Source organism: Mesorhizobium sp. M0051 (genome assembly GCF_040323235.1).
Classification (GTDB): domain Bacteria; phylum Pseudomonadota; class Alphaproteobacteria; order Rhizobiales; family Rhizobiaceae; genus Mesorhizobium.
In genome coordinates this window covers 93,281-117,115 of sequence record NZ_JAMYUT010000023.1, presented here as the reverse complement: position 1 = coordinate 117,115, position 23,835 = coordinate 93,281, and the positions used below count along the sequence as shown (strand labels likewise).

The window sequence follows — 23,835 nt, the reverse complement described above, 5'->3', positions numbered from 1 at the left end:
CCGGGCTGAAGTTGGCGGCGAAGCTCTGCGTGTCGTTGGTCGCAAGAACCGTCTCGTCGACGGTCAGCGTCGGCTCCGCGCCGATCGTCAAAATGCTCGGCCCGTCGTCGTCGAAGTTGATGAGGGAGCCGACCTCTTCGTTGGCGGCATTGGTTGTTTCACCACCAAAGTGGATCTCCTTGACGTCGAAAAAGTCTTTCTCGGTATCGACATTCTTGATGGTGAAGCGATCAAAGGTTCCGCCAACCCCGCCTGCGGTCGTGAAATCGACCGTCACGCCCTCGCCGACATCGTAAAGGATTAGTCCAGTGCCACTGAAGTCAACCGTGATGCCCAGGGCTGCGGCCGTTGTGTCGACGCCGTTCAGTTTGAAGGTCACTCCGGTGATGTCGATCGCCGTATCGTTGTCATCACCGGGGAACGCAGCGCCTTCCACGTTGTCGTCATTGTTATAGGCGTGGATTTCGATGTCGGCGACGGTGCCGGTCGGGGTGGACTGCGAGACCGAAAAACCCGCGCTGGAGATGGTCTCGATGTGATCGATGTAGTCAGGCGCTATTGGCGAGTCGGTAAAGTCCTTGCCCGCGCTCTGGGTGCCGCCGTTGATCAGGTCGATCTGAAGCTCACGGCCAAAGCGCACGTCTTGGGATGCGACACCGAAGCCTTGCGTGCTGATGTTGACTTCAGATTGCACGCCATCGTCATGCGCCGTGACGAGAATCTTCTGCGTGCTCGCTGTGTCGGCGTCCAGGATATACCAGTCGTTGTGTCCAGAAGGGGCGTCACTAAGCTGGCTGAAGTTGACCACGGTCGTCCCTGTGACCGAGGCGTACACTTTACCGGTCAGATCGATTTGGTCGTCCGGGTTGGTCGTTATCGGATGGTGCAACGGCACATACTCGACCGTATATAGGTCAAAATGACCGGTGGTGCTGGTGGTGATCAGCGCGAACGAGAAGGCGAGCGGCCCGGTCTCAGCGGGCTCAGCGGCCGGGTCAGCGGTACCAATGACGCCGATCACGACATTTGGATGAGTTTGGTCCTGGAACAGCCAGACATAATTGCCATCGACCGTCTGAATGCCGCTGTTCACACCGACGGTGGTGGAATACGGGGTCCCGGAGGCATTCTGCGTGAGAATAACCGTGCTGATGGTTTCCCCCGCGGTCGCCGAGGCCACCACGAAGTCGGCCTGGAAGGCGACCTCCGGTGAGGTCAGTCCGCCCGGACCGTCGAGACTTAGGAGATATGACAGCGTGGGGTCGGCATTATACGGCGGAAGCAACGGGTTAACATCATCGTCCTGAAGACCGGTGGTTTCGTCGATGATGATGTCTTGGGCTATGATGTCGAGTGCCATGGAGGTTCTCCTTGGTTGAAAACGATTCAAAAAAGGGAACCAGCCCCCGGATGCCGAAAATGCACCTACCCCAGCACATCCGATCGCGTGATGGACGTCCCCACCCCTCATCGTGCCGCCGACGCAGAGGGCGCGTCCATTCCCGCTTCGGTAGTATTGAGGTCAATGGCCGTACCTGATCGAACGATATATATCCTTCGATAGTTCAGGCCGGCGCAGGCGCTGCGGCGGGTGTCACGGCCGATGCCATGACGCAGCTTTCCGGCTCGTTGCCGGCCTCATTTCGATGCCAGTTGAAAGTGCTGGTGTCAAAGGAGGCCCGTTTTGGACAATTGCTCTTCCACCTCATCAGCAGGCTCTACGAGCGGACTCGATCATCGTCACCACCAATCTGGCCTTCGGCGAATGGCCGGCCGTGTTCGGCGACGCCAAGATGACGACAGCGCTGCTCGATCGTCTCACGCATCACTGTGTGATCACCGAGACTGGCAACGAGTCCGGGCGCTTCAAGAACCGCACCTGATCAACCCAACACGGCCGGCAGATGGTCAAAACTGCGACTTGACCCTGTCCGGTCCGAGGGGCGCACTCCAATCGGGGGTCAGTTTTGCAAGGCGTTTGACACGAGTGATTTGCTCCGACGCAAGCATTCATTGCGGCGCTTTTCCGCAAGGTCAATATTCCCATTTATACTGAGGACAGCGATCTATCGAAAACGATATATATCGTTCGATATAGGTCGTAATACTACCAGACGGAAAGTTGACTTGCCATCCTTAGGCTGCGCCAAGTGGGCCCCTGAGCAGCTAGGGTTTGTTAGCATTTTAGCATTCAGGTGATGCGGGCTGGTAATCGCGGTCTTCCGCGCTTCCAGAACTTGCGCACATTAAGGCGTGCTCCGTTCCGGTTCTCGAAATCCACTTTTCGGCGCGGCCCGACCTGAATCCCAACAGACCCTGGAACCAGCTCGATCAACAAACGGAGGGCAGGTTATGGCCACCATTACCGACACAAATCTCGTTCTCGACGAGCAAATCGGCGTCCAGACCGAGGATACCGATAATGATATCACCCTGAGCGCGACGCTGCTCGCCCATCTCGCCAATGATCTTGGCGTCGAAATCAGTGATACCGACCCCACGACAGGCTTCCCGCAGGTGGCCGTCAACACAGCCCTCCTTGACACAACCGAAGCGGACGATCTGGCGCTGTTGATCCCCGCTAACGGCACGACGAGCGGCCTCTTTACCGTCGACGGTACGGAAATCTTCCTCTACAACGAAGGCGGCATCATTTACGGGCGCGAGGCCGTGAATGGTGTCGCTGACCCCACGGGCGACCTGGCGTTCGCGGTTGCGCTTGACCTGAGCGACGGCGTGTCGTCGGCGAAGGTCTACCTCATCCAGTACGAACCGCTGCAACACAACGATAATTCTCTCGTTGACGAAAGCGACATCCTGTCTCTTGTCGAGGGCAAGATCACACTGGATGTAACGACCACCGAATTCGTAACAACGTTTCAGACACTCGACTTTGCGTCGATCCCGTCAGGTAGCCCGCAGGAGACGCTCACGGTTGCGACAACAGATCCCAATGACAACCACAGCGCCAAGTTTGATGGCCTCATCTTCCCGGTCGGGGCGGTGCCCGATCCAACGGCAGTTCCAATCAACTCCGGAACCAATGATGATCTGAACCCCGACGCCATCGGCTTCGGTGTGAAGGGCGGCCAAGCCTCTCAGATGAATCAAAATGAGGGTTTCTTCGTTCAAGACGCGGCCTGGACTTCTGGTAGTCCGGATGCGAACGAGATCGGCGGCATCAGGTTCGACATCCAGGCCATAGGCGGCGTGAAGAGCGTTAATATCGAGTGGTGGACTGTCGACAATGGGGCAATAGTTGAGCACGGCACTGACAAAGTAAGCTTACCTGCTGGCAGCGCCGTCTTTGATAATTATACCATCGAAACGGCGGATGCGGATGGCGTCGATCAAATCTACGTCCGATTTACCTACGACACGAAGCAAAGCACCTCCGGCGTTCGCATTGAGAACCTTGAAGTCAAGTTCCCATCATCGACCGAGGTGACAGTCCACAACCACGAGGATCTCGGAACGCACCTCGTGTTCGAGGACGCCGGGCCGACGTTCACCGACATTATTGGTGATGCCACGGCGTTCCAGGTCGGATTGGCCGCCGGTCAGCAGGACACAGGGACGTTCGACCTTACTCCCGGAGCCGATGGCTCACACGTCACCATCACCGGTTTCACCGATCTCGGTGGCACTGACATCACGGAGAACCTCACCAACGGCGGAACCACGCTGACGTACCACGACGTGGCCACCAATACGGACCTCTACCGACTGAACGTCACGGATTCGGGGTACACCTTCGACGTGCTCTTCACACCGCACGGTGAGCAGTCCGACCTCGACTTCAATGCGGTCAAGTCGGGCGGTCCCCAGGAGATCTTGACGGTACCCACGGTGGACAACACCGGCAGCATCGTCTTTGACGGTCTGATCTTCAACGCTACGCCCGCGCCGGACGCGGCCGAGGGAGCCTTTGCGCCGTTCAACACTGCTCCACTGGGAGGCCCGACCGTTGCGGCTGACGACCTTAACCCCGATGCAGTTGGATTCGGGGTGAAAGGCGGTCAGGCGTCGCAGATCAATAACAACGAGGGCTTCACCTTCTCTACTGCGGACGGGTCTGACATCAACAATCTAACCTTTGCGGTCGCAGGGATTGGAAACATCGACAAAATCACAGTAGAATCGTGGCTTTACGACGATGGCGGTAATCTGATCGATCACAATACCGACAACGTTACTGGCTTGCGCTCGGGTAATCAGACCGTGACCATCAATGACGATGGTGGCCAAGCCTTCGACACAGCCTACGTTCAGTTCCACATCGGCGGTGCCAATTCGGGTGTTCGCATCCTCGACTTCTCGACGAGCATCGAGGCTCCGGTTCCCGATCAGTCGTTCGATTTCACGCTGGCAAACACCGACCTCGACGGGGATGCTGTTACGCAACAGCTGCACATCGACGCAAGCCAGACCTTCATTGTTTAATGGCGTCCTCGTAGCCCGCAGGAGCTTCAACGCCTGGCGATCCGGTCCCCCTAGGGGGACCGGTCGTTCAAGACACCAAGGCCCTGGACTAAAACCAGGCGGCGCGCAAAGCGTCGTCGGCTTTGACCGAGAGCAGGCTGTCGCAATCGTCGAGAACGGAGGCGCCGATCACGATGTTCTTATCGAAGGCATGCGCAAGGCTGGGCTGCCGGCTCCCACAATTGGATCATTTTGGCCCCGGCTTTGGGACATAGAGCGGGACGCTGCGGCGGTATCACGGCCGATGCCGTCAGGCGGTGCTGGTGTCAGAGGAGGCCCGTTCCTGGACGCTCAGTGCCTTTGCCATGCGCCATCCAGGCCAGCTCCGCCCGGCCGCCGAGGCGCAGCTTCTCGTAGACGTGATGCAGGTGCATCTTCACCGTGCCTTCGGATACGTGCAGCCGCTGGGCGATGGCCTTGTTGCGCAACCCGCGCGAGACGAGATCGGCGATTTCAGTCTCCCGTCCGGTCAGTCTGGACATCGGCTGGGGCTGCGTTTCCGGCATCAGCAGTTGCTGGACGATTTTGTTGTCGATCCATTTCTTGCCTGTCGCCACCGCGCTCACGCATTCGATGAGATAGCGGTGGCTGATGCCCTCCAGCACCAGGCCGTCGCTGTCGAGCGCCTGTATGTCCTTGATGTCGATCCTGCCGGCCGGCTGGACGATGAAGATGATGCCGAGAGCGCTGTTGCAGGCCTTCAGCCGGGCCGAAAGACCGATCGTCTGCGGATCCGCCATATCCAGGCCGACGATGACCATGTCCGGCCGATGGCGCTCCACATGAGGGACCACGTCGACAGGGCGGCGGCACTGGGCGACAACCTCATGTCCAGCCTTCTGCAACACCCACTCCAGACCGGCGAGATACACCCCCCGCGGGTCGGCCACAACCAAAGTCGACATACCAACACCGTCCGAAAAAACGCAATAAACTTGGTTAAGCACCCGTTAAAACCACGAAACCAGAGCTCATGCGTATTGTCAAGTAAACACTAATATAGTGACTGCTATAATAGCGACCGAGTCTTTCAGACCGGCGCGGGCACGCCAGGCAGGGGTAGACGCCGCAGGCCTTTTTGCCGCCGCGCCTTACGCAGCATGTTTTCAACCTGAAACACGGCCTCCGCCGAATAGTCCTTCAGCTCAAGCAGCGGCGAATGCGGAATTGGCGGCGTCATGTTGTTCGTCCGAAAATATTTGGATGCAAGACCACTTCAGGCTGCTGCCTCAACTGGAAGGCCTGCAGCCTTCCATTCGGGATAGCCGTCTTCGAGCCGGTGAACGACATACCCCCGCATCCGCAATGCCGCGACGGCCTCGAACGACAGAACGCAATAGGGGCCACGGCAATAGGCGATGACCTCCCGGTTCGCGGGAAGCTCCGCCAGTCGGCGTTCGAGTTCAGCGAGCGGGATGTTGAGCGCCCCCGGAAGATGTCCAAGCGCAAATTCGTCCTCCGAGCGGACGTCGAGAACCGTGACAAGGCCGTCATGCAGCCTTGAGACAAGGTCTTCGCGCGACACCGGCTCCAGTGCGTCGCGCGCGTGGAAGTAGTCCGTCATCACGCGGTTGACCTCGGCGACGTTTCGTTCGCCCAAGCGCCCCAGGGCCTTCATCAATTCAACCACCTGGGCATCCCCGGCAAGTCGATAAAGCACATGCTTGCCGTGCCGCTGCGCCTCGACAAGTCGCGCGCGCCGAAGAATTTGAAGGTGGCGCGAGGCGTTGGCGAAGTTGAGGCCGGCCCGTGCCGCAAGCCCCTCGACGCTGCGTTCACCCTGGGCGAGGTGCTCAAGCAATTCCAGCCGGTGGGCATGCCCGAGAGCTTGAGCCACTTCGGCAAGGCTGGCGAAAATCGCCTGTTTTGGCCCGATGCTTGACATGTGATCTTCTCAGTGAAACATTCAGTAGAATAATTGAATGATATCTCGGGCGAGGTAGGGCGCGCAAGTCATGATCCTCCGTCAATTCCTCCATTCCGATCCCGTTGCAGCATCTTACCTGTTCGGCTGCGGTGGAAAATCCGCCGCCGCGGTCGTCGATCCGGTCGGCGACATCGCGCCTTATCTCGAAGTTGCCGAGGCAACCGGCATGCGTATCCTCTTCGTGGTCGACACGCACATCCATGCCGACCACATTTCCGCCGGGCGCTCACTTGCCGCCGCTTCGGGTGCGCAATACGTGCTCTTCGAAGGCGCGGAAGCCGGGTTCCCATTTTTGCGTGCCAAGGACGGTGAGGTGCTCGAGCTCGGCAATGTGACCATGACCGTGATGCACACGCCCGGGCACACGCCGGAGCATATCTCGCTCCTGGTCACGGACAGGACGCGCGCGGCGGAGCCATGGTTCGTGCTGACAGGCCACACGCTCATGGTTGGCGATCTCGGGCGAACCGAACTGGCAACCAGCGCCGAGGCCGGCGCGCGGACGCTGTTTTCCAGCGTACGGCGCCTCAAGCAACTGCCGGATCACGTCGAGGTGCTGCCGGGCGCCTACTCCGGCTCGGTCTGCGGGCGCTCGCTCAGTGGCAAGCCGACATCGACGATCGGCTTCGAGAAGCGCTTCAACAAAGCATTCCGCATCGAGGACGAGGACGCTTTCGTCGCCACGATGATTGCAGACATACCGCCCCCGCCGCCGCAAGCGGCGCGCAACCGCGCCGCCAATGCCGGCTTGGCTGCCGCTGCCGCCTGACCGATGAGCGTTTCACAATCAGCAGGCTCGACCGTCAGACTTGGGCTTAGGGAAAACTGGCGGCAGTTTGCTCTCCTCATGCTGGTGAATGCGTTTGTCGGCGGCATGGTCGGGATCGAGCGAACGGTCGTGCCGCTCATCGGGTCGGAAATGTTCGGCATCACGTCGACGACACTCGTCGTCTCCTTCATCGTCAGCTTCGGCGTGGTCAAGGCGCTTGCCAATCTCGTCTCCGGCCAACTCGCCGACAGCTGGGGGCGCAAGCGCGTTCTCGTCCTCGGCTGGCTCGTCGGCTTGCCGGTTCCGTTCATGATCATCTGGGCCCCGAGCTGGGGATGGGTGATTGCGGCCAATGCGCTGCTCGGCATCAATCAGGGACTCGCCTGGTCGATGACGGTGGTCATGAAGGTCGATCTCGTCGGTCCGAAGTCGCGTGGCCTCGCCGTCGGCCTCAATGAATTCGCCGGCTATCTTGCCGTCGGCGTAACCGCGTTCCTGACTGGCTATCTTGCCTCGCAATACGGATTGCGCCCGGTACCGATCTATCTCGGGATCGGCTATGCCGTCGTCGGCACAGTGTTGTCGGTGCTGCTTATCCGCGACACACGCGACCACCTCAGGCTTGAGGTATCCGCTCACGCACGGCAATCCGCGCCGATCAGCTTCCGGGAGGTGTTTGCGCTGACCTCGTTCCGGAACCGCAATCTGTTCGCGGCTTCGCAAGCCGGCCTCGTCAACAATCTCAACGACGGCATGAGCTGGGGTATTTTCCCGTTGTTCTTCGTGTCCTTCGGACTTGGCATCGAGCGCATCGGCATCCTGAAGGCGGTCTATCCCGCGACATGGGGAATCCTGCAGATCGTCACCGGCCCCTTGAGCGATCGCTGGGGTCGCAAGGGCCTGATCGTCGCCGGAATGTGGATCCAGGCCGGCGGCTTGTTTCTCACCGCGGCCACGAACCGGTTCGAATGGTGGCTTGTCGGCAGCCTTCTGCTCGGCCTTGGAACCGCAATGGTCTATCCAAGTCTGATCGCTGCCGTTTCCGACGCTTCGCATCCCAGTTGGCGCGCCCGCTCGCTCAGCGTCTACCGGTTCTGGCGCGATCTCGGCTACGCGATCGGGGCGCTCTCCGCAGGCCTCATCGCCGATCGCTTCGGCCTCTCATGGGCGATCACATCGATCGCCGCATTGACGTTTGTCTCTGGCGCGATTGTCGCCATCGTGATGCAGGAGGCCGCCAGGGGTTCCGGTCAGCCGTCATCTTCCGGCGTCTCGGTTTGAATTTTGAAGAGGAGCGGGCGTTTGCCGGCGGCGATGGGCACGGCCATTCTCCTGACGCGGCGGGCATGGCAGATCGGCATATGAGCAGAAAACGCAGCAATCACCCGCCAACGGCTTCAAGAGCACGCCGCAGTTCTTGCATTCGTAAAAGTGAACGCAGGCGTCGGTCGGCATCGTTTCCACAGACCGATGCCCGCATTCTGGGCAAGTAAGGGTGCACTCAAGCTTCATTGCCACTCCCGCGCATTGCGCCAAGCATATAGGAGATCGGGGCCGGATGCGAAAACGGCGCGGTCAAAATTCCAAACCGAGACACTACCCTTCAAGCAGGTGGTCGACCGGCGGCGAACTCATGGACTCGCTCACACTCGTGCCAGAAAATATGCAGATAGTTATGAGATTGTGATGGTAGCGGGAGAGGGACTTGAACCCCCGACCCCAGGATTATGATTCCCGTGCTCTAACCAACTGAGCTACCCCGCCAGGGCGGCGAAAGGCCCGAAATCCGCCTCAAATCGAAAGGCATGTCGGGGGCGTTCGCCAAGGTCGCGCGGATATAAGGTTGGGAGGGCGAGCCTGTCAAGCTTCGAAACAACCGGCTTGCCGGCTTATCGTCATTATCGAAAAGCTTTGCCGCGCAGACATTTGGTTGCCGCCGTCGGGGTTGAGTTCGCAGGGGCACGTCGCTATGTCTCGGCCACGAGTTTTTAGAGTTTGAAACAGATGAAGCCGCGCATTGCAGTCCTTGGTTGCGGATACTGGGGCAGCAACCACATCCGCACCCTCAAGGCGCTCGGCGCGTTGCACGCGGTCTCCGACGCCAACCGGGCCCGTGCCGAAGGCTTTGCCAGCGAGCAGGACTGCCTGGCGATCGAGCCCGACCAGCTATTCGTCCGGGACGATATCGACGCCATCGTCATGGCACTGCCGCCGCAATTCCATGCCGATCTTGCCGTGCGCGCCGTCGAGAGCGGCAAGGACGTGCTGGTGGAAAAGCCGATCGCGCTGACGGTGCCGGATGCCGAACGCGCGGTGCAGGCGGCCAAGGACAATGGCCGCGTCTTCATGGTCGGCCATGTCCTACGGTTCCATCCCGCCTTCGAAACGCTGAAAGGGCTGATCGACAAGGGCGAGCTCGGCGAAGTCCGCTACATCCACTCGCACCGGCTCGGCCTCGGCAAGTTCCACACCGAGAACGACGCGTTGTGGGACCTGGCGCCGCACGATCTGTCGATGATCCTGGCGATCACCGGCACCGAGCCGATCGACGTGCGCGGCGAGGGGGCCGCGCTGCTCGACAATCTCAGCGACTTCGCGCATCTGCACATGCGCTTTCCCAACGGACTGCGCAGCCATCTCTTCACCTCGCGGCTCAATCCCTATCGCGAGCGGCGGCTGACCGTGGTCGGCACCAAGGCGATGGCGGTGTTCGACGATGTCGAGCCATGGGAACGCAAGCTTGCCGTCTACCGCCATGCGGTGTGGCAGGATAGCGGCCAATGGGCCTTCACCACCAATGAGCCATCCTATGTCGCGGTTGCCCAGGGCATGCCGCTGACGCGCGAGCTGGAACATTTCATCCAGTGCATCGAGACCCGTGCCGAGCCGCGCACCAGCGGCGAGGAAGCGATCAGGGTGCTGCGCATCCTGACAGCGGGCACCGTCACGCACACCAAATCCTGAACCGTTTGGAGATTCTACTCCGGCGGCCAATCGAGTGCGTCTTCTGCGCTTCCGAAACGGTCTCCGAGAGGACGGGGCCCCTATTCCGCGGGGACCTGCGCCGGCTGGGCAGCAAGCCGGGTCAGCATGGCTTCGGCCTCGGCGCCACGCTCCGAGCGCTCGATGAAGCCGCCGCCGAACACGCGGGCCTCGTTGCCGTCATCGGAGTAGAGCACGCAGGCCTGGCCCGGCGCGATGCCGGACTCGCCGTCGACCAGTTCCACCCATGTGGCGCCGGCACGATGATGCAGCACGGCCGGGCGCGGCGGTCGCGTCGAGCGAACCTTGGCGAATAGCTCCAGGCCGCCGGCGGGGACGTCCGTGAGCGGTCCGTCGCCAAGCCAGTTCATGTTGCGCAGATAGATCTTGTGCGTCTCCAGCGCCTCGCGCGGGCCGACCACGACGCGAGCGCGGTCGGCATCGAGATGGACGACGTAAAGCGGCTCGCCGGAAGCGATGCCGATGCCGCGGCGCTGGCCGATCGTGTAGCGCAGGATGCCCTCATGGCGGCCGAGCACGCGGCCGTCGATGTGGACGATGTCGCCTGGATTGGCGGCGGTCGGCTTCAGCTTGGCGATGATGTCGGAATACTTGCCCTGTGGCACGAAGCAGATGTCCTGGCTGTCCTGCTTGGCGGCAACCGTCAGCCCCATCTCCTCGGCAATGGCGCGAACCTGCGGCTTCGACAGGCCGCCGAGCGGAAAGCGCAGATAATCGATCTGCGCCTGCGTGGTGGCGAACAGGAAATAGCTCTGGTCACGGTCGGCGTCGACCGGCCGGTAGAGCGCGCGGTGGGCGCCGTTGGCACCGGAGCGGATATAGTGGCCGGTGGCCAGCGCGTCGGCGCCAAGCTCCTTGGCGGTGGCCAGGAGGTCTGCGAACTTCACAGTCTGGTTACAGGAAACGCAAGGGATCGGCGTCTCGCCGGCGACATAGCTTTCGGCGAAGGGATCGATGACGGCCTTGCGGAAGCGCTCTTCATAGTCGAGCACATAATGGGGGATGCCGAGCGTCTCGGAGACGCGGCGGGCATCGTCGATGTCCTGCCCGGCGCAGCATGAGCCAGCCCGATGCGTCGCCGCGCCATGGTCGTAGAGCTGCAAGGTGACGCCGACGACATCATAGCCTTCGCGCTTCAGCAGGCCAGCGACGACCGATGAATCGACACCGCCCGACATGGCGACGACGATGCGGTTGGTTTCGGGACGTCCGGGAAGATCGAGACTGTTCATGATGCTTTCGTTCTACGCGGCGTCTCAATGCCAATGTCGAGAATATAGGTCAAGCTTTACCGGCGCGCCAGCGTGCGGGGCGATTCATCGGCTGCGATCGATCCGCGTGAGGGGATGCTTTGCCCCGGCGAACATTGGTTTCTTCCCCGGCAAACCAGGGTTTGCGGGCAGATGGTTCAAATGCCGGCGAAAAGACTAACGCGGCGTTCATGATCCTTACCTAGTCATTAGGGTCTGCTTAGGCAATTTTTAAAGCTGTGGCGGTAACGTGGCGGGGATTGGGTCTTTGAGTTTTTTGTAGAGAGTACGATGACCGATCTGGTTAGACCGAGAGTCAAATATGTTATTGGGCCTGATGGCAGCCCTCTTACGATTGCCGATCTGCCGCCGACGAATACACGTCGCTGGGTTATCCGGCGTAAGGCGGAAGTGGTTGCGGCAGTGCGCGGCGGGCTCTTGAGCCTGGACGAGGCATGCCAACGCTATAAGCTCACCACCGAGGAATTCCTGTCCTGGCAGGCGTCGATCGACGAATATGGCCTTGCCGGGCTGCGCACGACGCGCATCCAGCAATACCGACATTAGCAATTCGCTTCAGGAACGGCGATCGTGAGTTAAGGGGCGGCGCAACCGCTTCTTTTCGCCGTTCTCGATTTCTCGCTGCATGGACGTGCTCGCCGACCTGCGGAGGGCGAGACGTGATCGCGCGCTTCTTCGCGCCTTTCTTCTTAAACGTGCGAGACGAAGGCCGCGCCCTGTGATCGGGCAGGGCGAAATCTACGTCACAAACGAGCCAAGAAAGTTGTCGACCAAATCCTCTTTCGTCTCCGAAAAAAGACTTTCGATGGTGAGGTCCATCTCTTTCTGAGCGATGATAGCGTCGATCTGTGCGGTTGGCAGGGGACTGGTGAATCGGCAACTCAGCGCGTGCTGTGTTCTTTGAACCAGATAACAGCTTACGAGTTCGGATTTATCATCGCCAAATTGCAGGTAAAAGTAATCCGGCCTGCCGGAAAAGCTGCCGACATACAGCGCCGCTCCACCCTCGGACAGGTCCAGCATGCGGAAATTGGCGCTCTGTACCTCGCGCAAGCCATGTGACGGAAAGATGAGGCGAACAAGGAAATTGACGTTCCTTCGAACCCATCTGCGCTTTTCCTCGACGCCGCCAGAATGTTCCACGGGTTTTGTCCCAAGATCCAGGAGTCAAAGTATTCATCAGCACTTCGCCAGCTTGGATTAAAAACCTTAAGGACCGATAAGAGGTACTGCTCGAATTGGTTATTCCGGTATGACTTGGCGAGCGCGTGTCCGCTTCTTCAACATCGCCTCTCTTGTGTCACGGTCGAGCGAGACGATCGCGCCGCGGGCGTTTCGCCACAAGGGCGCGACGACGCGCGCCCTTGTTTTCCGAAGCGAGCCCGTGGAACTCAGATCGACAGCACAACCTTGCCGATCGGCTTGGTCGCAAGGTGAGCGTGAGCACCTGCTGCCTGGTCAAGCGGGAAGCTCTTCGCCACATGGACGGCGAGCTTGTTCGCATCGATCAAGCGAGCCAATTCCAGCAGGCCCTCCCTGTCGGGCACGACGTGCATACGCTCGACCCGGATGTCGCGCACACTGGCCTGCGCTCTGGTGTCGTCGTTGACATCGAGCAATGACACCAGCACGCCGCCACGCTTGAGCACCTTCAGCGAGCGTTCGGCGTGGTCGCCGCCCATTGGATCCAGCACCAGATCGATGTCGCGAACATGGTCGGTGAAATCGCCCTTGGTGTAATCAATGACCTCGTCGGCGCCGAGTTTGCGGACGAAGTCGAGTTTTTGCGGGCTCGCGGTGGCGATGACGTAAGCACCGCGCGCCTTGGCGATCTGCACCGCGAGATGACCGACGCCGCCGGCTGCCGCGTGAACCAGCACGCGCTGGCCCGATTCCAGCCCGCCATGGCGGACCAGGCCCTGCCAGGCGGTGAGGCCTGCCAGCGGCAGGGCGCCTGCCTGGTTATGGTCGGCGCCCTTTGGCTTCAGCACGATTTCATCGGCGGGAACAGCGGCCAGTTCGGCATAGGCCGCGGCCTGTTTGGGAAAGCGCGGCATGCCGAACACCTCGTCGCCGATCCGCAGGCCGGAAACGCCGGCGCCCAGCGCTTCAACAGTTCCCGAGATATCCCACCCCAGGATAAAGGGCGGCTCGCCGAGCAATGGGAAGTAGCCGGCTCGAACGGCACCATCGACCGGATTGATGCCGGCCGCCTTGACCCGGACCAGCACTTCGCCTGCCTTTGGCGTCGGATTGGGCTGGTCGGTGACGAAGAGAACGTCGGGTCCGCCGACGGAATTCTGGATAGCGGCGCGCATTGGGATATCTCCTGTTTGGTTGGCGTCACTATCATTTGGATAGTAATGGCTTCTTGTCTAGTATGTACCTTCATGATATATACGAACCCCATGGATAGTGATGACGACCACGGTTTCGGCTATGATGCGTTCCGGCGAACGTGCCCATCGCACACAGTGCTGGAAATGCTGGCCAGCAAATGGGTCTATCTGGTGGTTTGCGCGCTGCGCAAAGGCCGGCTGCGCAACGGCGAGCTTGCGCGCAAGCTCGAAGGCATCACGCCGAAGATGCTGACGCAGACGCTGCGCGTTCTCGAGCGTGATGGACTGGTGCGGCGCGAGATATTCCCGGTCATCCCGCCGCGCGTCGAATATGAACTGACGGATCTCGGCCAGAATCTGGCGGGGCTGCTTACCCAGATCCGGTCATGGGCGGAGCAGCATGCACCGGACATCAAGGATGCGCGGGCAAAGGCAATTGCCGGAAACGAAGGGGACTGGGCCGCCTAGGTGGCTTGCAGTTCTCTTGGCAACTTTCCCCGCCAAGGCCTGGAGCCGAGAAGCGCTAATGCAGAGGGCGGCAGGGCAGCTTCAGCCGATCATGGCACTGCGGCCGCCGATCTCGGCTTCGCGGACCTTGGTGTCGCGTGACTCGAGCATTTCCGCCTTGGAAAGCTCCGCTTCAGCTTCGCCGAGTAATGATTCGGCAGTGCTTCGCTGCTGAGCGAGGTCACTTTGCGAATTTCTGAGGTTGTCGCGGCGCAAACGCGCAGCCTTGGCGAAGGTCGGATAGGCGAAATGGTTGATGTCGGTTATGCCGGCCTTCTTTTCTTCAGCGGTGATCTGAAGCTCCAGCTCGACGGCCATGCGTTCGAACTCTGCGATCATCATGTCGAGTTGCAGCAGCTGCCGCCGCTTCTCATTCACCTGAAACTGTTTCAGCCGAACGAGGTTTTCACGTGACTTCATGATTCGGTACTCCCGGAAACGCACACCCGCATCTATCGTCCAAACCACCTGGAAGGGCCCAGGCCGCACCCGTGTCCACCGCCTTTCCCCGAACTATGGGAAACAAAACCCTAAAGTTTTTTGCCGGCGGTAACCATTCGTTTACGGGCATTGTTAATCATACGGGTCAGGACTTAAGGCCGGGTAAAAATTCCGGCTGCCGATGCGAAGCGACGTCGATGAGTCCCTGGAGTCACTTAGTCCAGATTGTTGATGTGTTGCATTAGGAATTTGGTTCTGAGATTCGTTATTGGATTCAAGAGGGTGTAGAAAGAGGTTAAAAAATCTGGTACCGTCATGGACGGGAAATTAGGTTTTGTTAACCATTTAATGGCAGCCTCGGCACAAGGCAACCACTGCTCCGGGTCCGGACGGGTCGTGAAATGGTCCGGCAGCAGAAAAGGGGAATGAAATGCGTGTTCTGCTGATAGAAGATGACAGTGCAACCGCACAAAGCATCGAGCTGATGCTGAAATCGGAAAGTTTCAACGTCTACACGACCGATCTCGGTGAAGAGGGCGTCGATCTAGGCAAGCTCTACGATTACGACATCATCCTTCTCGATCTCAACCTGCCTGACATGTCGGGCTACGAGGTGTTGAGAACGCTTCGTCTTTCCAAGGTAAAGACGCCTATCCTCATCCTCTCCGGCATGGCCGGTATCGAGGACAAGGTACGCGGCCTCGGCTTCGGCGCCGACGACTACATGACCAAGCCGTTCCATAAGGATGAACTGGTCGCCCGCATTCATGCTATCGTGCGGCGCTCCAAGGGGCACGCCCAGTCGGTCATCACCACGGGCGACCTGGTGGTCAACCTCGACGCCAAGACCGTCGAAGTCGGCGGCCAGCGCGTGCACCTGACCGGCAAGGAATACCAGATGCTGGAGCTGCTCTCGCTGCGCAAGGGTACGACGCTAACCAAGGAAATGTTCCTCAACCACCTTTATGGCGGTATGGACGAGCCTGAGCTGAAAATCATCGACGTCTTCATCTGCAAGCTGCGCAAGAAGCTCGATGCGGCATCCGGCGGCCAGAATTACATCGAGACGGTCTGGGGCCGCGGCTATGTGCTGCGCGAACCCGAGGACATCCGCGTCAGCGCCTGAGCGAAGAATACTTTCGAACTTATTCAATAAAAAACCCGGCTTTGCCGGGTTTTTTGCGTGATTGGCTGATAAGCGTCTGATTTACGCAATTACCAGCTGAAAACCGTCACGCACTTTTCCTGGAAACGCTCACTGCGACCGAATCAGGCGCGATCCTCAAGGCGCGAAAACGCTCGAGCAATTGCGACCGGTTGAACGGCTTCAAAAGATAGCCCTGAGCTCCAGCGCGCTTGGCCCGCATGATCGAAGCGATATCGAGCTCGACCAGTGAAACCAGGATCTGCGGCTTTATCGGGCTCTCCATGGCACGCACGCGACGGATAAGATCGACCGCCGCTATGTCAGGCAAGGCGCCGTCGACGACGATGATGTCGGGCATATCGGCGGCGCACATCTCCAGCGCGTCAAGTCCGCTGGCGGCCTCGATAATAACCATTTCGGAACCGCCCAGGATGCGCTTTGCAACCTTCCTGATGACGCTTGAATCGTCGACGAACATGCAGCGTTTCATATCCGGGTCCTCTCTGCCGTCTGGCCGTCCGGTAGCATCCGGGGCATTCAGACGCAGCATAGGCCAATCTGGTAAAGAAGCCGAAAAGGCGTTAGGTAAAATTTTTGCAAAGATGGCGGCTGCTGGCTTTTATTCGCGAATGCTTCATTGCCGCCCTGGCAACCAAAAGCATTTCATGTCGTTGAGCCCGAAACTACAGATTTCGCTGGCAAAATACTTCGGTGTTTCTCGACGACGCTATCAGGCTGCCGAAAGCACGATCTCTTCCGGTGTCGCGTGGATCGATATCGTCATGCCAGCTTCACGCGCCAGAAGCAGCGTGTAGTAGGGTTGCACGGAATGGGCGTCGATCGGTTCCTCCGGTTTATGACCGGAATGCAGCTCGAGGAATTTCGGCGGCACGCGCAACATCGGGCCGCTCGACGCAAGCGCGAAACGCGGCTCGGTCTCGAGATTTTCCAGCGTCACGGAGAGCTTGCCGCCGCGCGGAATGGCGGCGTTGGCGACGAGGATCAGGTTGAGCAGCAGCTTGACCTTGTTCTTGGGCAGCAGCGCGCGGGTTCCGTTCCAGGTCAGTTCCGGTTTCTCGTTCTTGAGGAAGGCGATGGCGACCGCTTCGGCATCGCCGGTATCGATCAGCATGCCGGCCGAGCCGGCGGCACCGAAGGCGATGCGGGCGAACTGCAGGCGGGCCGAAGCGTTGCGGGCACTCTGACGGATCAACTTCATGGCGTCTTCGTCGGCACCGCCTTCGTCGAGCAGTTCGAGCCCGTTGTTGATTGCGCCGACCGGCGAAATGATGTCGTGGCAGACCCGGCTGCACAACAGCGCTGCCAGGTCGGGTGCGGAAAGGGTGAACAGATCGGACATCGGCGAAAATCCCTGCAAAATTTTATAACTCACGGCCGAGCGATCGATCGTCGCCTGCCCGCACGAATCACGCTCTCTCCTCGGACTTTCTGAATACACAGCGCCCGTGCGTGCAGCAACAAATCCAAATTGTGGTTATGGCAAATGGCGTTCACACAGGCTGCCGACCCCACTTGAGCGACCCCAAACAGCCTTTGAACCGCCATGTTCATGTGGGAGCTTAATGGTTGAAAAAGGATTACGGCATAGTTTGCCCGTAACAGTTACCCCTAACGGCCGGCTAAAAGAGCCGTACGGGGTGCGAGGCGTCGGCGAAGGTGCTCCCTGACGGAGATTGGAAGCATGTTTTCCCGATTCTATGGCCGCAATTTTTTCCGCGTCCGCGACCGGACCTTTGTCCGTGTCATCTCAATGGCGATCGCGCTCATAGGCGTTCTCGTTTTCTCGACTTCGGCCCTGCGGGCCCAGGAATATACCGCTCAGGAGATTGTCGATTCCGGTCACAAGTTTTTCGGCGCGACATCGGGCGGGCTCGCCACGGTCATCGAGAAGATCTTTGCTTCCTACGGCCTGCCCAATGGCTATCTGCTGGGCGAAGAGGGCTCGGGCGCGCTGATCGGCGGCCTGACCTATGGCGAAGGCACGCTCTACACCAAGAATGCCGGCGATCACAAAGTATTTTGGCAAGGCCCGTCGCTCGGCTGGGATTTCGGCGGCGAAGGGTCGCGGGTGATGATGTTGGTCTACAATCTCGACGATGTGGGCAGTCTCTACAACCGCTATGGCGGCGTCGCCGGTTCGGCCTATGTGGTGGCGGGCGTCGGCTTCAACGTGCTGAAGAACAACAATGTGCTCCTGGTGCCGATCCGTACCGGCGTCGGTGCCCGGCTCGGCATCAATCTCGGCTATCTGAAGCTTACCGAGCGCGCTACCTGGAATCCCTTCTGAGCCTATTCTTTGGCTTATGGATGTCGTTCTCCCAAAACCGGGGCCGCTTTCGGCGACATGCGTAAAACTGGCAACGTTGCGGCAAACCCTTGCCGCAACGCTGGATTTCCGCCATGTCAACGTGGCACAGTCAAAAGCGCTCGATGCGCTTTTGCTTGATCTTGTTGCATGTCGGTTCCCAAAACCGGTTCCCACGTTTGGGCGACATGCATTGGTTTGATGGTTGCCGTCCACAACGGGTAGTCACTTGGTCCAGTCGGTCCTGTTCTTCGTCCTCGGCTTTCTCTGCGCCGGCTTTCTGGCGCTTATGGTGGCTCCGGCCATATGGCGTCGCGCCGTCACCCTGACGCGAAAACGTATCGAAGCCTCGATCCCTCTGACGCAAACCGAAATCCAGGCGGACAAGGATCGCATCCGCGCCGAGTACGCCATGTCGACACGCCGCCTCGAAATCATCGCCAAGACGTTGCGCGAGAAGGCAGCTGAACAACTCGTGGAGATCAATCGCGGTCGCGAGGCCCTGAAGGGGCTGGCGGTCGAGCGCATGGACAAGAACCAGGCGCTGACCGAGCTCGGCGCCAAGAACGAGGCGTTGCATCAGCGCGAGAGCGAGTTGCAGCAGCTTTCGGAGCGACTCAAGGAAACCGAACGCAAGCTGGAAAAACGCGCGCTCGAGCTGGAAAAACTGGAGCAGATGTATGACGACGCCAGTTTTTCCTCCAGCAGCCGGCAGATCGAGCTCGTCGCGCGCGAATCCGAAATGCAGAAACTCGCCAGCGACATTGCGCTGCTGCGCGGTCAGCGCAAGGAGGCGGACAGGCGCGGCCAGGAGATCGCGGCCGAAAGCAAGGCAGCACGCGAAGCGCTGAAAGCCGAGAAGAAAAGGACCGCTGAGCTCGACAAGAAGGTCGAACGGCTGCTGGCGACACTTGCCGACCGTGAGGACAAGCTTGACCGCCGCGAAAAGGAACTGGCGCGCATGCGCGAAAAATCGAAAGCCGAAGACAGCGAACCGGGCTTGCGGCTGGTCGGCAAGGCCGGCGAAACCGCCAAGAGCGACGACCTCGACAAAGCAATCGCCAAGCTTGACAGCGACCGGGAGCGCCTAGAGGCGAGGTTGACGGCGCTGGCGCTCGAGAACAAGCGTCTGAAGGCGGATCTCACGGCGCTGTCCGCGTCCAATCCCGCGGACGGCAGCTCCGCCCTGCGCGAGCAGATGAACGAACTCGCGGCGGAGGTCGTCTACCTGACGGCCAAGCTCGAGGGGCCTGGTTCGCCGATCGCCAAGGCCTTGGCGGCCCCTTCGGATGTACGCTCCGGCAACCGCAGTCTTGCCGACCGCGTGCGGGCGCTGCAGAAGGCTGACGCGACAAGTTGAAATCAGGTCTCTTTTGCCGAAAAATGATGCAGAGCGATGGCTGATGCGGCTGCGACATTCAGGCTGTCGAAACCTTCCGACATGGTGATCCGCACGGTGTGCAAGCGCGCGAGCAGGCTTTCCGGCAAGCCTTCGCCCTCAGTGCCAAGATAGAGCGCCAGGCGTTCGCTCCGTTGCGCATCGCGGATGTCGGTCTGCCCGCGTGGCGTCAGTGCGAATTGTTCGAAGTTCCGCCGGGCGAGCATTGCCGTGAAGCCGGCGGCGTCGGTGAACGATGCGAAAGGGATCTTGAGCGCGGCGCCGACCGAAACGCGGATCGCCTTGCGGTAGAGCGGATTGCAGCATGTCTCATCCAGCAGTATGGCGTCGGCACCAAAGGCGGCGGCGTTGCGGAAGATCGAACCTATATTGTCATGATTGGCGATGCCGACGAGCACCACGACAAGCGCCCCGGCCGGCAGGGCATCCACAAGGGCCTCGGCAGACTGGGGCGTCCCCTTGCGGCCTATGGCCAGGATGCCCCGATGCATGTGAAATCCGGCGATTGCGTCCATCACCGTGCCGGTGGCGACATAGACCGGAAGGTCGGCCGGCGCCTTGCGCAGGATGTCGCCGAGGCCGGCCAGCCGGTTCTCCAGAACCAGAACCGATTCGGCGCCAAAACGTCCGGCCGAGAGCAGCAGGTCCAGCACCACCTTGCCTTCGGCGACGAAGCGGCCCTGCCGGCCGGCGAGATCGCGCTCGCGGATGTCGAGATAGGCAGCGACCCGCGGATCTTGCGGGTCGTCGATGCGAATGGGATCCATGCGTTCCTCGCGGCCATCGAATCGGCCGGAAATCCAGACCGATTTCGCTACGCTAGCCTTTGGTTTGGAAAGCACAATTCGAGATGGTCAGCCAGCTCCATGCGCCCGGATGGGCGCAGGTTGCTCTGAAATCGCCGACGAGGTCAGCGGCTACAGCACGGTCAGGTTCCCGCACGGCGCAAACGGTGCGCCATCTGGGACAAGTCATCCTTGCCGCTGCCGAAAATGCCGTCCAGCATGACAAGCAGTTCGCGCACGGCGTCGGATTTGCAGGAATAATAAATCATCTGGCGGTCACGGCGGGTGTCGACGAGGTCGAGCGCGCGCAACTTGGCCAGGTGCTGGGATAGTGCCGATTGACTGAGCATCACCTTCTCGGCGATGGCGCCGACCGACATTTCACCGTCGGCAAGATAGCTCATGATCAACAGCCGCTTCTCATTGCCCATCAGCATGAGAAATTCGGCCGCAGATTCCGCGTTGACGATTAGCTTTGTCGAGACCATTGATGCCCCATGCTTCTTGTTCATCCCGACGCCATGGGGGCGATGGCGTCTGATTCCATAAACTCACTTGTGAACCGGCGCTGGCGATTCAGCGTCACCAACAAAAGGTAGAGCATTTCAGTTAAATCTCAAGTGTTGCTTTTAATCAAGCAAAATTAAGGCCAGTCCCGGTATCGGCCGAGGCCCGGCCAACCTTGGCCATTTCGACCAGAACGTGTCGTAGTTCGCGCGCTGCGGCCAATGGTTGTGGGAAGAAGACCCGGCAAACATGATCGCCCGACATCAGATCCATACCATCGGCATCGAAACCGGTGACGGTCCAGTCGTTGCCGGATGCTGTCGCGAAATGCCGGGCATACACGGCGATCGCGTCAAGATGGTCAGCGTTCATGTGATCGATGGCGGATTGCTCGCTCGCCGCCAGTTCCTCGACGATCGGCCCGCTGGTGAGCAGATCCGACTGATCGAGATGATAGGCCTTGCCGAAACCTCCATTGAGGCTGGCGCGTTGCGGCTCGAGGCGAAAGATCGAAAAGTCGCCAAGACCGGCATAAAGTTTCGCCTTCGGGTTGCGGTTGAGATAGCGGCGCTCGGTGCGGGCATGTTCGCTTGATCCGCGCTCGAGCCGTGCCGCCTTGCAGACCAGTGTCAGGCGCGGGTGCGCCAGCGGGTCGCCCTTGCCGGGTTCGCCAAGCAAAAGGGAGCAGCGCGGATCGGCAAGCATGGCACCGGTGTGCGCCGAGAGCATCGACACCAGGATCAGCGGCGCGCCATCGATGTCGGTGGCCACACCGACCCGACTGGCCAGCGGCGAGCCGGTTTGCGGTTCGATCACCGCCAGCGCGCCAAAGCGGGCGTTGCGCAGAAGCGTCTTCGCCAACCGGATCGCTTCGGCGTCCGTCTCGCGGATCACGCCCTTCTTCGGCTCGTCCATGGCATCACCGCAATAAGTGGATTCTCTTTCTCCAATTATCTGTCGAACAAACCGGATTTGACAAGGTCGTCGATCTCGTTTTTCGAAAACCCGAAACGTGCCAGCACCGTCGACGGGGCGAGATCGCTGTCGGCAGGCTTGGTCGCCGGTGTCTGCTGTGAGCCGGAAAAACGTGGCGCCGGGGCAGGGCGCTCAAATGCACCCGCGGTCACGAAGGCGTTGCGCGCCCGATTGTGTGGGTGCTGCTTGGCCTCATGCAGCGACAGGACAGGCGCAACGCAGGCGTCGGTTTGGGCAAACAGCAGGTCCCAGTCGTCGCGCGATTTCTGCCGTACCCGATCGGCGATGGCCGCGCGCATCGGCGGCCACAGTGTCTTGTCGTACTGACCGGACACAAAGCGCTCGTCGAGCGGCAGCAGTCTGGCGAATTCGGCGAAGAATTGCGGCTCGAGGCAACCGACAGCGATATGGCGTCCGTCTGATGTCTCATAGGTGTCGTAGAAGGGTGCGCCGGAATCGAGCAGGTTCGCGCCGCGATTTTCGCTCCACAACCCGGCCGCGGTGAAAGCGTGCAAGGGCGCCGCCAGCATCGAGGCGCCTTCGACCATCGCGGCGTCGACGACCTCGCCGCTGCCCGTGCGCGAGCGTTGGAACAGGGAAGCCAGCAGACCGGAAACCAGCATCATGGCACCACCGCCATAATCGGCGACTAGGTTGAGCGGCGGGACGGGGCGGCTGTCGGCGTGGCCGATCGCGTGCAGCACGCCGCAATAGGCGAGATAGGTGATGTCGTGGCCGGCGCGGCCGGCGAGCGGGCCGTCCTGGCCGAAGCCGGTCATGCGGCCGTAAATCAGCCCCGGGTTGCGCGCCAGCATCGCTTCCGGGCCGAGGCCAAGCCGTTCCATGACACCGGGGCGAAATCCTTCGAGCAACACGTCCGCCTTTTCGGCCAGACGCAGCATCAGATCGGCGCCGTCCCGGCGCTTCAGGTCGAGACGCAGTATGGTGCGGCCATGGCGATCGATATTGTACTCATCCGGGAGTGACAGGAGCGGTCGGCTGGTCCCCTCCCGTTCGATGCGCAGCACTTCGGCGCCCATCTCCGACAGCATCAGGCCAGCCAGCGGCACGGGCCCCAGCCCAGCCATCTCGATCACCTTCAGCCCGACAAGCGGGCCGGTCTTGCCGGCAGCGGACGGGCCGGTGCTCATGTCCGTCTATTTCGGCGCCATGCGGATGGCGCCGTCGAGACGGATGGTCTCGCCGTTCAGCATCTGGTTTTCGATGATGTGCAGGGCGAGAGCGGCATATTCGGATGGTTCGCCCAGGCGCGACGGAAAGGGCACGGCGGCGCCCAGCGAATCCTGCACCTCTTGCGGCATGCCGGCCATCATCGGCGTCTTGAAAATGCCGGGCGCGATGGTGCAGACGCGGATGCCGGAACGGGCAAGATCGCGCGCCACCGGCAGCGTCATGCCGACGACGCCGCCCTTGGAGGCCGCATAGGCCGCTTGGCCGATCTGGCCATCATAGGCAGCGACAGAGGCAGTGTTAACGATGACGCCGCGCTCGCCGCCTTGCAGCGACTCGAGCTTTGACGCGCGCTCGGCGACGAGGCGGATCATGTTGAACGTGCCGATCAGATTGACCTCGATCACCTTGCGGTACTGATCGAGGGGATGGGGACCATCCTTGCCGATCGTCTTCACGCCAATGGCGATGCCGGCGCAATTGACCAGGATCCGCGGCTCGCCAAGCCTTTCGGCGACGTCGACGAATGCGGCGGTCCCACTGTCGGCGCTGCTGACATCGCACTGCACGGCAATGCCGTCGATCTCGGCCGCGACCTTGGCAGCGCGGTCGATACCGACGTCGAAGATGGCGACACGGGCGCCCTTGGCAGCCAGCGCGCGCGCCGTTGCCTCGCCAAGGCCGGAGCCGCCACCGGTAACGATCGCGATCTGGCCGTTCGGGTTCATGGCGTCATCCTTTTGATCTCAGGAACAGTGGGACAGAT

24 protein-coding genes, 1 tRNA gene and 2 pseudogenes are annotated in these 23,835 nt (G+C 60.5%); 10 read left to right on the top strand and 17 right to left on the bottom strand.

Features of this window, described 5'->3' with window-relative positions:
• Positions 1–1,360 (bottom strand): annotated as a pseudogene (locus tag NKJ90_RS22760) (DUF5801 repeats-in-toxin domain-containing protein); the annotation flags it as partial.
• A gap of 326 nt (positions 1,361–1,686) precedes the next feature.
• Between NKJ90_RS22760 and NKJ90_RS22755 the strand changes: the two are divergent.
• Positions 1,687–1,883: pseudogene (locus NKJ90_RS22755) on the top strand (ATP-binding protein); the annotation flags it as partial.
• Between the two features lie 469 nt (positions 1,884–2,352).
• Positions 2,353–4,443 carry a DUF5801 repeats-in-toxin domain-containing protein gene (locus NKJ90_RS22750; RefSeq protein WP_023760621.1) on the top strand — a complete coding sequence of 697 codons (2,091 nt, stop codon included), beginning with the start codon at positions 2,353–2,355 and terminating at the stop codon, positions 4,441–4,443.
• A 305-nt stretch (positions 4,444–4,748) separates the two neighbouring features.
• On the opposite strand, the gene NKJ90_RS22745 is transcribed toward NKJ90_RS22750, so the two are convergent.
• The 3 genes from NKJ90_RS22745 to NKJ90_RS22735 form a co-directional block, all read right to left on the bottom strand.
• The gene (locus NKJ90_RS22745; protein ID WP_023760622.1) at positions 4,749–5,387 is read right to left on the bottom strand and encodes a response regulator transcription factor; all 639 of its coding nucleotides are present in this window, start codon (positions 5,385–5,387) and stop codon (positions 4,749–4,751) included.
• Positions 5,388–5,512: 125 nt separating this feature from the next.
• Positions 5,513–5,662, bottom strand: a complete 150-nt coding sequence (locus NKJ90_RS22740) for a hypothetical protein (RefSeq protein WP_023760623.1) — start codon at positions 5,660–5,662, stop codon at positions 5,513–5,515.
• A 36-nt stretch (positions 5,663–5,698) separates the two neighbouring features.
• Positions 5,699–6,367 (bottom strand): ArsR/SmtB family transcription factor, encoded by a 669-nt coding sequence (locus tag NKJ90_RS22735; RefSeq protein ID WP_023760624.1) that lies wholly within the window; start codon positions 6,365–6,367, stop codon positions 5,699–5,701.
• Between the two features lie 70 nt (positions 6,368–6,437).
• On the opposite strand from NKJ90_RS22735, the gene NKJ90_RS22730 reads away from it, so the two are divergent.
• Together NKJ90_RS22730 and NKJ90_RS22725 are read left to right on the top strand one after the other, a co-directional pair.
• Positions 6,438–7,178 carry an MBL fold metallo-hydrolase gene (locus tag NKJ90_RS22730; protein ID WP_023760625.1) on the top strand — a complete coding sequence of 247 codons (741 nt, stop codon included), beginning with the start codon at positions 6,438–6,440 and terminating at the stop codon, positions 7,176–7,178.
• A gap of 78 nt (positions 7,179–7,256) precedes the next feature.
• Positions 7,257–8,459 (top strand): MFS transporter, encoded by a 1,203-nt coding sequence (locus tag NKJ90_RS22725; protein WP_502904930.1) that lies wholly within the window; start codon positions 7,257–7,259, stop codon positions 8,457–8,459.
• Here the strand turns inward: NKJ90_RS22725 and NKJ90_RS22720 are convergent.
• Both NKJ90_RS22720 and NKJ90_RS22715 read right to left on the bottom strand, forming a co-directional pair.
• Positions 8,436–8,690 (bottom strand): GDCCVxC domain-containing (seleno)protein, encoded by a 255-nt coding sequence (locus NKJ90_RS22720; RefSeq protein WP_084025519.1) that lies wholly within the window; start codon positions 8,688–8,690, stop codon positions 8,436–8,438. The two genes, NKJ90_RS22725 and NKJ90_RS22720, sit on opposite strands and share 24 nt — an antisense overlap.
• 175 nt (positions 8,691–8,865) lie before the next feature.
• Positions 8,866–8,942 (bottom strand) — tRNA-Met (locus tag NKJ90_RS22715).
• 240 nt (positions 8,943–9,182) lie between these two features.
• Between NKJ90_RS22715 and NKJ90_RS22710 the strand changes: the two genes are divergently transcribed.
• Positions 9,183–10,142 (top strand): Gfo/Idh/MocA family protein, encoded by a 960-nt coding sequence (locus tag NKJ90_RS22710; protein WP_023760627.1) that lies wholly within the window; start codon positions 9,183–9,185, stop codon positions 10,140–10,142.
• Between the two features lie 80 nt (positions 10,143–10,222).
• Here NKJ90_RS22710 and mnmA read toward each other — a convergent pair whose 3' ends face one another.
• Positions 10,223–11,413 carry a tRNA 2-thiouridine(34) synthase MnmA gene (mnmA, locus tag NKJ90_RS22705; protein WP_023760628.1) on the bottom strand — a complete coding sequence of 397 codons (1,191 nt, stop codon included), beginning with the start codon at positions 11,411–11,413 and terminating at the stop codon, positions 10,223–10,225.
• 309 nt (positions 11,414–11,722) lie between these two features.
• On the opposite strand from mnmA, the gene sciP reads away from it, so the two are divergent.
• Complete coding sequence (gene sciP / locus NKJ90_RS22700) at positions 11,723–11,998, top strand: CtrA inhibitor SciP (protein ID WP_013529904.1); 276 nt, start codon at positions 11,723–11,725, stop codon at positions 11,996–11,998.
• Between the two features lie 192 nt (positions 11,999–12,190).
• On the opposite strand, the gene NKJ90_RS22695 is transcribed toward sciP, so the two are convergent.
• Together NKJ90_RS22695 and NKJ90_RS22690 are read right to left on the bottom strand one after the other, a co-directional pair.
• Positions 12,191–12,595: a hypothetical protein gene (locus NKJ90_RS22695; protein WP_023760629.1), complete on the bottom strand. Its 405-nt coding sequence runs from the start codon at positions 12,593–12,595 to the stop codon at positions 12,191–12,193.
• Positions 12,596–12,843: 248 nt separating this feature from the next.
• On the bottom strand, positions 12,844–13,770 hold the full coding sequence (locus NKJ90_RS22690) for an NADP-dependent oxidoreductase (protein WP_023760630.1): 927 nt from the start codon (positions 13,768–13,770) through the stop codon (positions 12,844–12,846).
• A 90-nt stretch (positions 13,771–13,860) separates the two neighbouring features.
• Between NKJ90_RS22690 and NKJ90_RS22685 the strand changes: the two genes are divergently transcribed.
• Positions 13,861–14,259: a winged helix-turn-helix transcriptional regulator gene (locus tag NKJ90_RS22685; protein ID WP_023760631.1), complete on the top strand. Its 399-nt coding sequence runs from the start codon at positions 13,861–13,863 to the stop codon at positions 14,257–14,259.
• A gap of 81 nt (positions 14,260–14,340) precedes the next feature.
• On the opposite strand, the gene NKJ90_RS22680 is transcribed toward NKJ90_RS22685, so the two are convergent.
• Positions 14,341–14,718 (bottom strand): flagellar export protein FliJ, encoded by a 378-nt coding sequence (locus tag NKJ90_RS22680; protein WP_023760632.1) that lies wholly within the window; start codon positions 14,716–14,718, stop codon positions 14,341–14,343.
• A 451-nt stretch (positions 14,719–15,169) separates the two neighbouring features.
• Between NKJ90_RS22680 and ctrA the strand changes: the two genes are divergently transcribed.
• On the top strand, positions 15,170–15,865 hold the full coding sequence (gene ctrA, locus NKJ90_RS22675; protein ID WP_006203583.1) for a response regulator transcription factor CtrA: 696 nt from the start codon (positions 15,170–15,172) through the stop codon (positions 15,863–15,865).
• A gap of 106 nt (positions 15,866–15,971) precedes the next feature.
• Here ctrA and NKJ90_RS22670 read toward each other — a convergent pair whose 3' ends face one another.
• Both NKJ90_RS22670 and chpT read right to left on the bottom strand, forming a co-directional pair.
• On the bottom strand, positions 15,972–16,376 hold the full coding sequence (locus NKJ90_RS22670) for a response regulator (protein WP_023760633.1): 405 nt from the start codon (positions 16,374–16,376) through the stop codon (positions 15,972–15,974).
• 240 nt (positions 16,377–16,616) lie between these two features.
• The gene (gene chpT, locus NKJ90_RS22665; RefSeq protein WP_023760634.1) at positions 16,617–17,246 is read right to left on the bottom strand and encodes a histidine phosphotransferase ChpT; all 630 of its coding nucleotides are present in this window, start codon (positions 17,244–17,246) and stop codon (positions 16,617–16,619) included.
• Positions 17,247–17,657: 411 nt separating this feature from the next.
• Between chpT and NKJ90_RS22660 the strand changes: the two genes are divergently transcribed.
• A complete protein-coding gene (locus NKJ90_RS22660) occupies positions 17,658–18,194 on the top strand; it encodes a DUF1134 domain-containing protein (RefSeq protein ID WP_245266769.1) in 537 nt (178 codons plus the stop codon).
• Positions 18,195–18,441: 247 nt separating this feature from the next.
• Positions 18,442–19,572, top strand: coding sequence for a coiled-coil domain-containing protein (locus NKJ90_RS22655; RefSeq protein WP_023760636.1), 1,131 nt, complete (start codon positions 18,442–18,444; stop codon positions 19,570–19,572).
• 2 nt (positions 19,573–19,574) lie between these two features.
• On the opposite strand, the gene NKJ90_RS22650 is transcribed toward NKJ90_RS22655, so the two are convergent.
• The 5 genes from NKJ90_RS22650 to NKJ90_RS22630 form a co-directional block, all read right to left on the bottom strand.
• Positions 19,575–20,378 carry a TrmH family RNA methyltransferase gene (locus NKJ90_RS22650; protein ID WP_023760637.1) on the bottom strand — a complete coding sequence of 268 codons (804 nt, stop codon included), beginning with the start codon at positions 20,376–20,378 and terminating at the stop codon, positions 19,575–19,577.
• A gap of 161 nt (positions 20,379–20,539) precedes the next feature.
• Entirely contained in the window at positions 20,540–20,884 is a 345-nt protein-coding gene (locus NKJ90_RS22645; RefSeq protein WP_023760638.1) for an ArsR/SmtB family transcription factor, read from the bottom strand.
• Between the two features lie 145 nt (positions 20,885–21,029).
• Positions 21,030–21,818, bottom strand: a complete 789-nt coding sequence (locus tag NKJ90_RS22640; protein ID WP_023760640.1) for a HugZ family pyridoxamine 5'-phosphate oxidase — start codon at positions 21,816–21,818, stop codon at positions 21,030–21,032.
• 35 nt (positions 21,819–21,853) lie between these two features.
• Positions 21,854–23,029 (bottom strand): CaiB/BaiF CoA transferase family protein, encoded by a 1,176-nt coding sequence (locus NKJ90_RS22635; protein ID WP_023760641.1) that lies wholly within the window; start codon positions 23,027–23,029, stop codon positions 21,854–21,856.
• A gap of 6 nt (positions 23,030–23,035) precedes the next feature.
• Positions 23,036–23,797, bottom strand: coding sequence for a 3-hydroxyacyl-CoA dehydrogenase (locus NKJ90_RS22630; protein WP_023760642.1), 762 nt, complete (start codon positions 23,795–23,797; stop codon positions 23,036–23,038).
• Positions 23,798–23,835 lie beyond the last annotated feature (38 nt).

Excerpts from the sequence above, each read along its gene's own strand:
- NKJ90_RS22680 (WP_023760632.1), bottom strand. The coding sequence starts at position 14,718 with ATGAAGTCACGTGAAAACCTCGTTCGGCTGAAACAGTTTCAGGTGAAT.
- NKJ90_RS22750 (WP_023760621.1), top strand. The coding sequence starts at position 2,353 with ATGGCCACCATTACCGACACAAATCTCGTTCTCGACGAGCAAATCGGC.
- ctrA (WP_006203583.1), top strand. The coding sequence starts at position 15,170 with ATGCGTGTTCTGCTGATAGAAGATGACAGTGCAACCGCACAAAGCATC.
- NKJ90_RS22660 (WP_245266769.1), top strand. The coding sequence starts at position 17,658 with ATGGCGATCGCGCTCATAGGCGTTCTCGTTTTCTCGACTTCGGCCCTG.
- NKJ90_RS22670 (WP_023760633.1), bottom strand. The coding sequence starts at position 16,376 with ATGAAACGCTGCATGTTCGTCGACGATTCAAGCGTCATCAGGAAGGTT.
- NKJ90_RS22730 (WP_023760625.1), top strand. The coding sequence starts at position 6,438 with ATGATCCTCCGTCAATTCCTCCATTCCGATCCCGTTGCAGCATCTTAC.
- NKJ90_RS22685 (WP_023760631.1), top strand. The coding sequence starts at position 13,861 with ATGGATAGTGATGACGACCACGGTTTCGGCTATGATGCGTTCCGGCGA.
- NKJ90_RS22735 (WP_023760624.1), bottom strand. The coding sequence starts at position 6,367 with ATGTCAAGCATCGGGCCAAAACAGGCGATTTTCGCCAGCCTTGCCGAA.
- NKJ90_RS22645 (WP_023760638.1), bottom strand. The coding sequence starts at position 20,884 with ATGGTCTCGACAAAGCTAATCGTCAACGCGGAATCTGCGGCCGAATTT.
- NKJ90_RS22640 (WP_023760640.1), bottom strand. The coding sequence starts at position 21,818 with ATGGACGAGCCGAAGAAGGGCGTGATCCGCGAGACGGACGCCGAAGCG.
- chpT (WP_023760634.1), bottom strand. The coding sequence starts at position 17,246 with ATGTCCGATCTGTTCACCCTTTCCGCACCCGACCTGGCAGCGCTGTTG.
- NKJ90_RS22740 (WP_023760623.1), bottom strand. The coding sequence starts at position 5,662 with ATGACGCCGCCAATTCCGCATTCGCCGCTGCTTGAGCTGAAGGACTAT.
- mnmA (WP_023760628.1), bottom strand. The coding sequence starts at position 11,413 with ATGAACAGTCTCGATCTTCCCGGACGTCCCGAAACCAACCGCATCGTC.
- sciP (WP_013529904.1), top strand. The coding sequence starts at position 11,723 with ATGACCGATCTGGTTAGACCGAGAGTCAAATATGTTATTGGGCCTGAT.
- NKJ90_RS22650 (WP_023760637.1), bottom strand. The coding sequence starts at position 20,378 with ATGGATCCCATTCGCATCGACGACCCGCAAGATCCGCGGGTCGCTGCC.
- NKJ90_RS22635 (WP_023760641.1), bottom strand. The coding sequence starts at position 23,029 with ATGAGCACCGGCCCGTCCGCTGCCGGCAAGACCGGCCCGCTTGTCGGG.
- NKJ90_RS22720 (WP_084025519.1), bottom strand. The coding sequence starts at position 8,690 with ATGAAGCTTGAGTGCACCCTTACTTGCCCAGAATGCGGGCATCGGTCT.
- NKJ90_RS22630 (WP_023760642.1), bottom strand. The coding sequence starts at position 23,797 with ATGAACCCGAACGGCCAGATCGCGATCGTTACCGGTGGCGGCTCCGGC.
- NKJ90_RS22710 (WP_023760627.1), top strand. The coding sequence starts at position 9,183 with ATGAAGCCGCGCATTGCAGTCCTTGGTTGCGGATACTGGGGCAGCAAC.
- NKJ90_RS22690 (WP_023760630.1), bottom strand. The coding sequence starts at position 13,770 with ATGCGCGCCGCTATCCAGAATTCCGTCGGCGGACCCGACGTTCTCTTC.
- NKJ90_RS22725 (WP_502904930.1), top strand. The coding sequence starts at position 7,257 with ATGCTGGTGAATGCGTTTGTCGGCGGCATGGTCGGGATCGAGCGAACG.
- NKJ90_RS22745 (WP_023760622.1), bottom strand. The coding sequence starts at position 5,387 with ATGTCGACTTTGGTTGTGGCCGACCCGCGGGGGGTGTATCTCGCCGGT.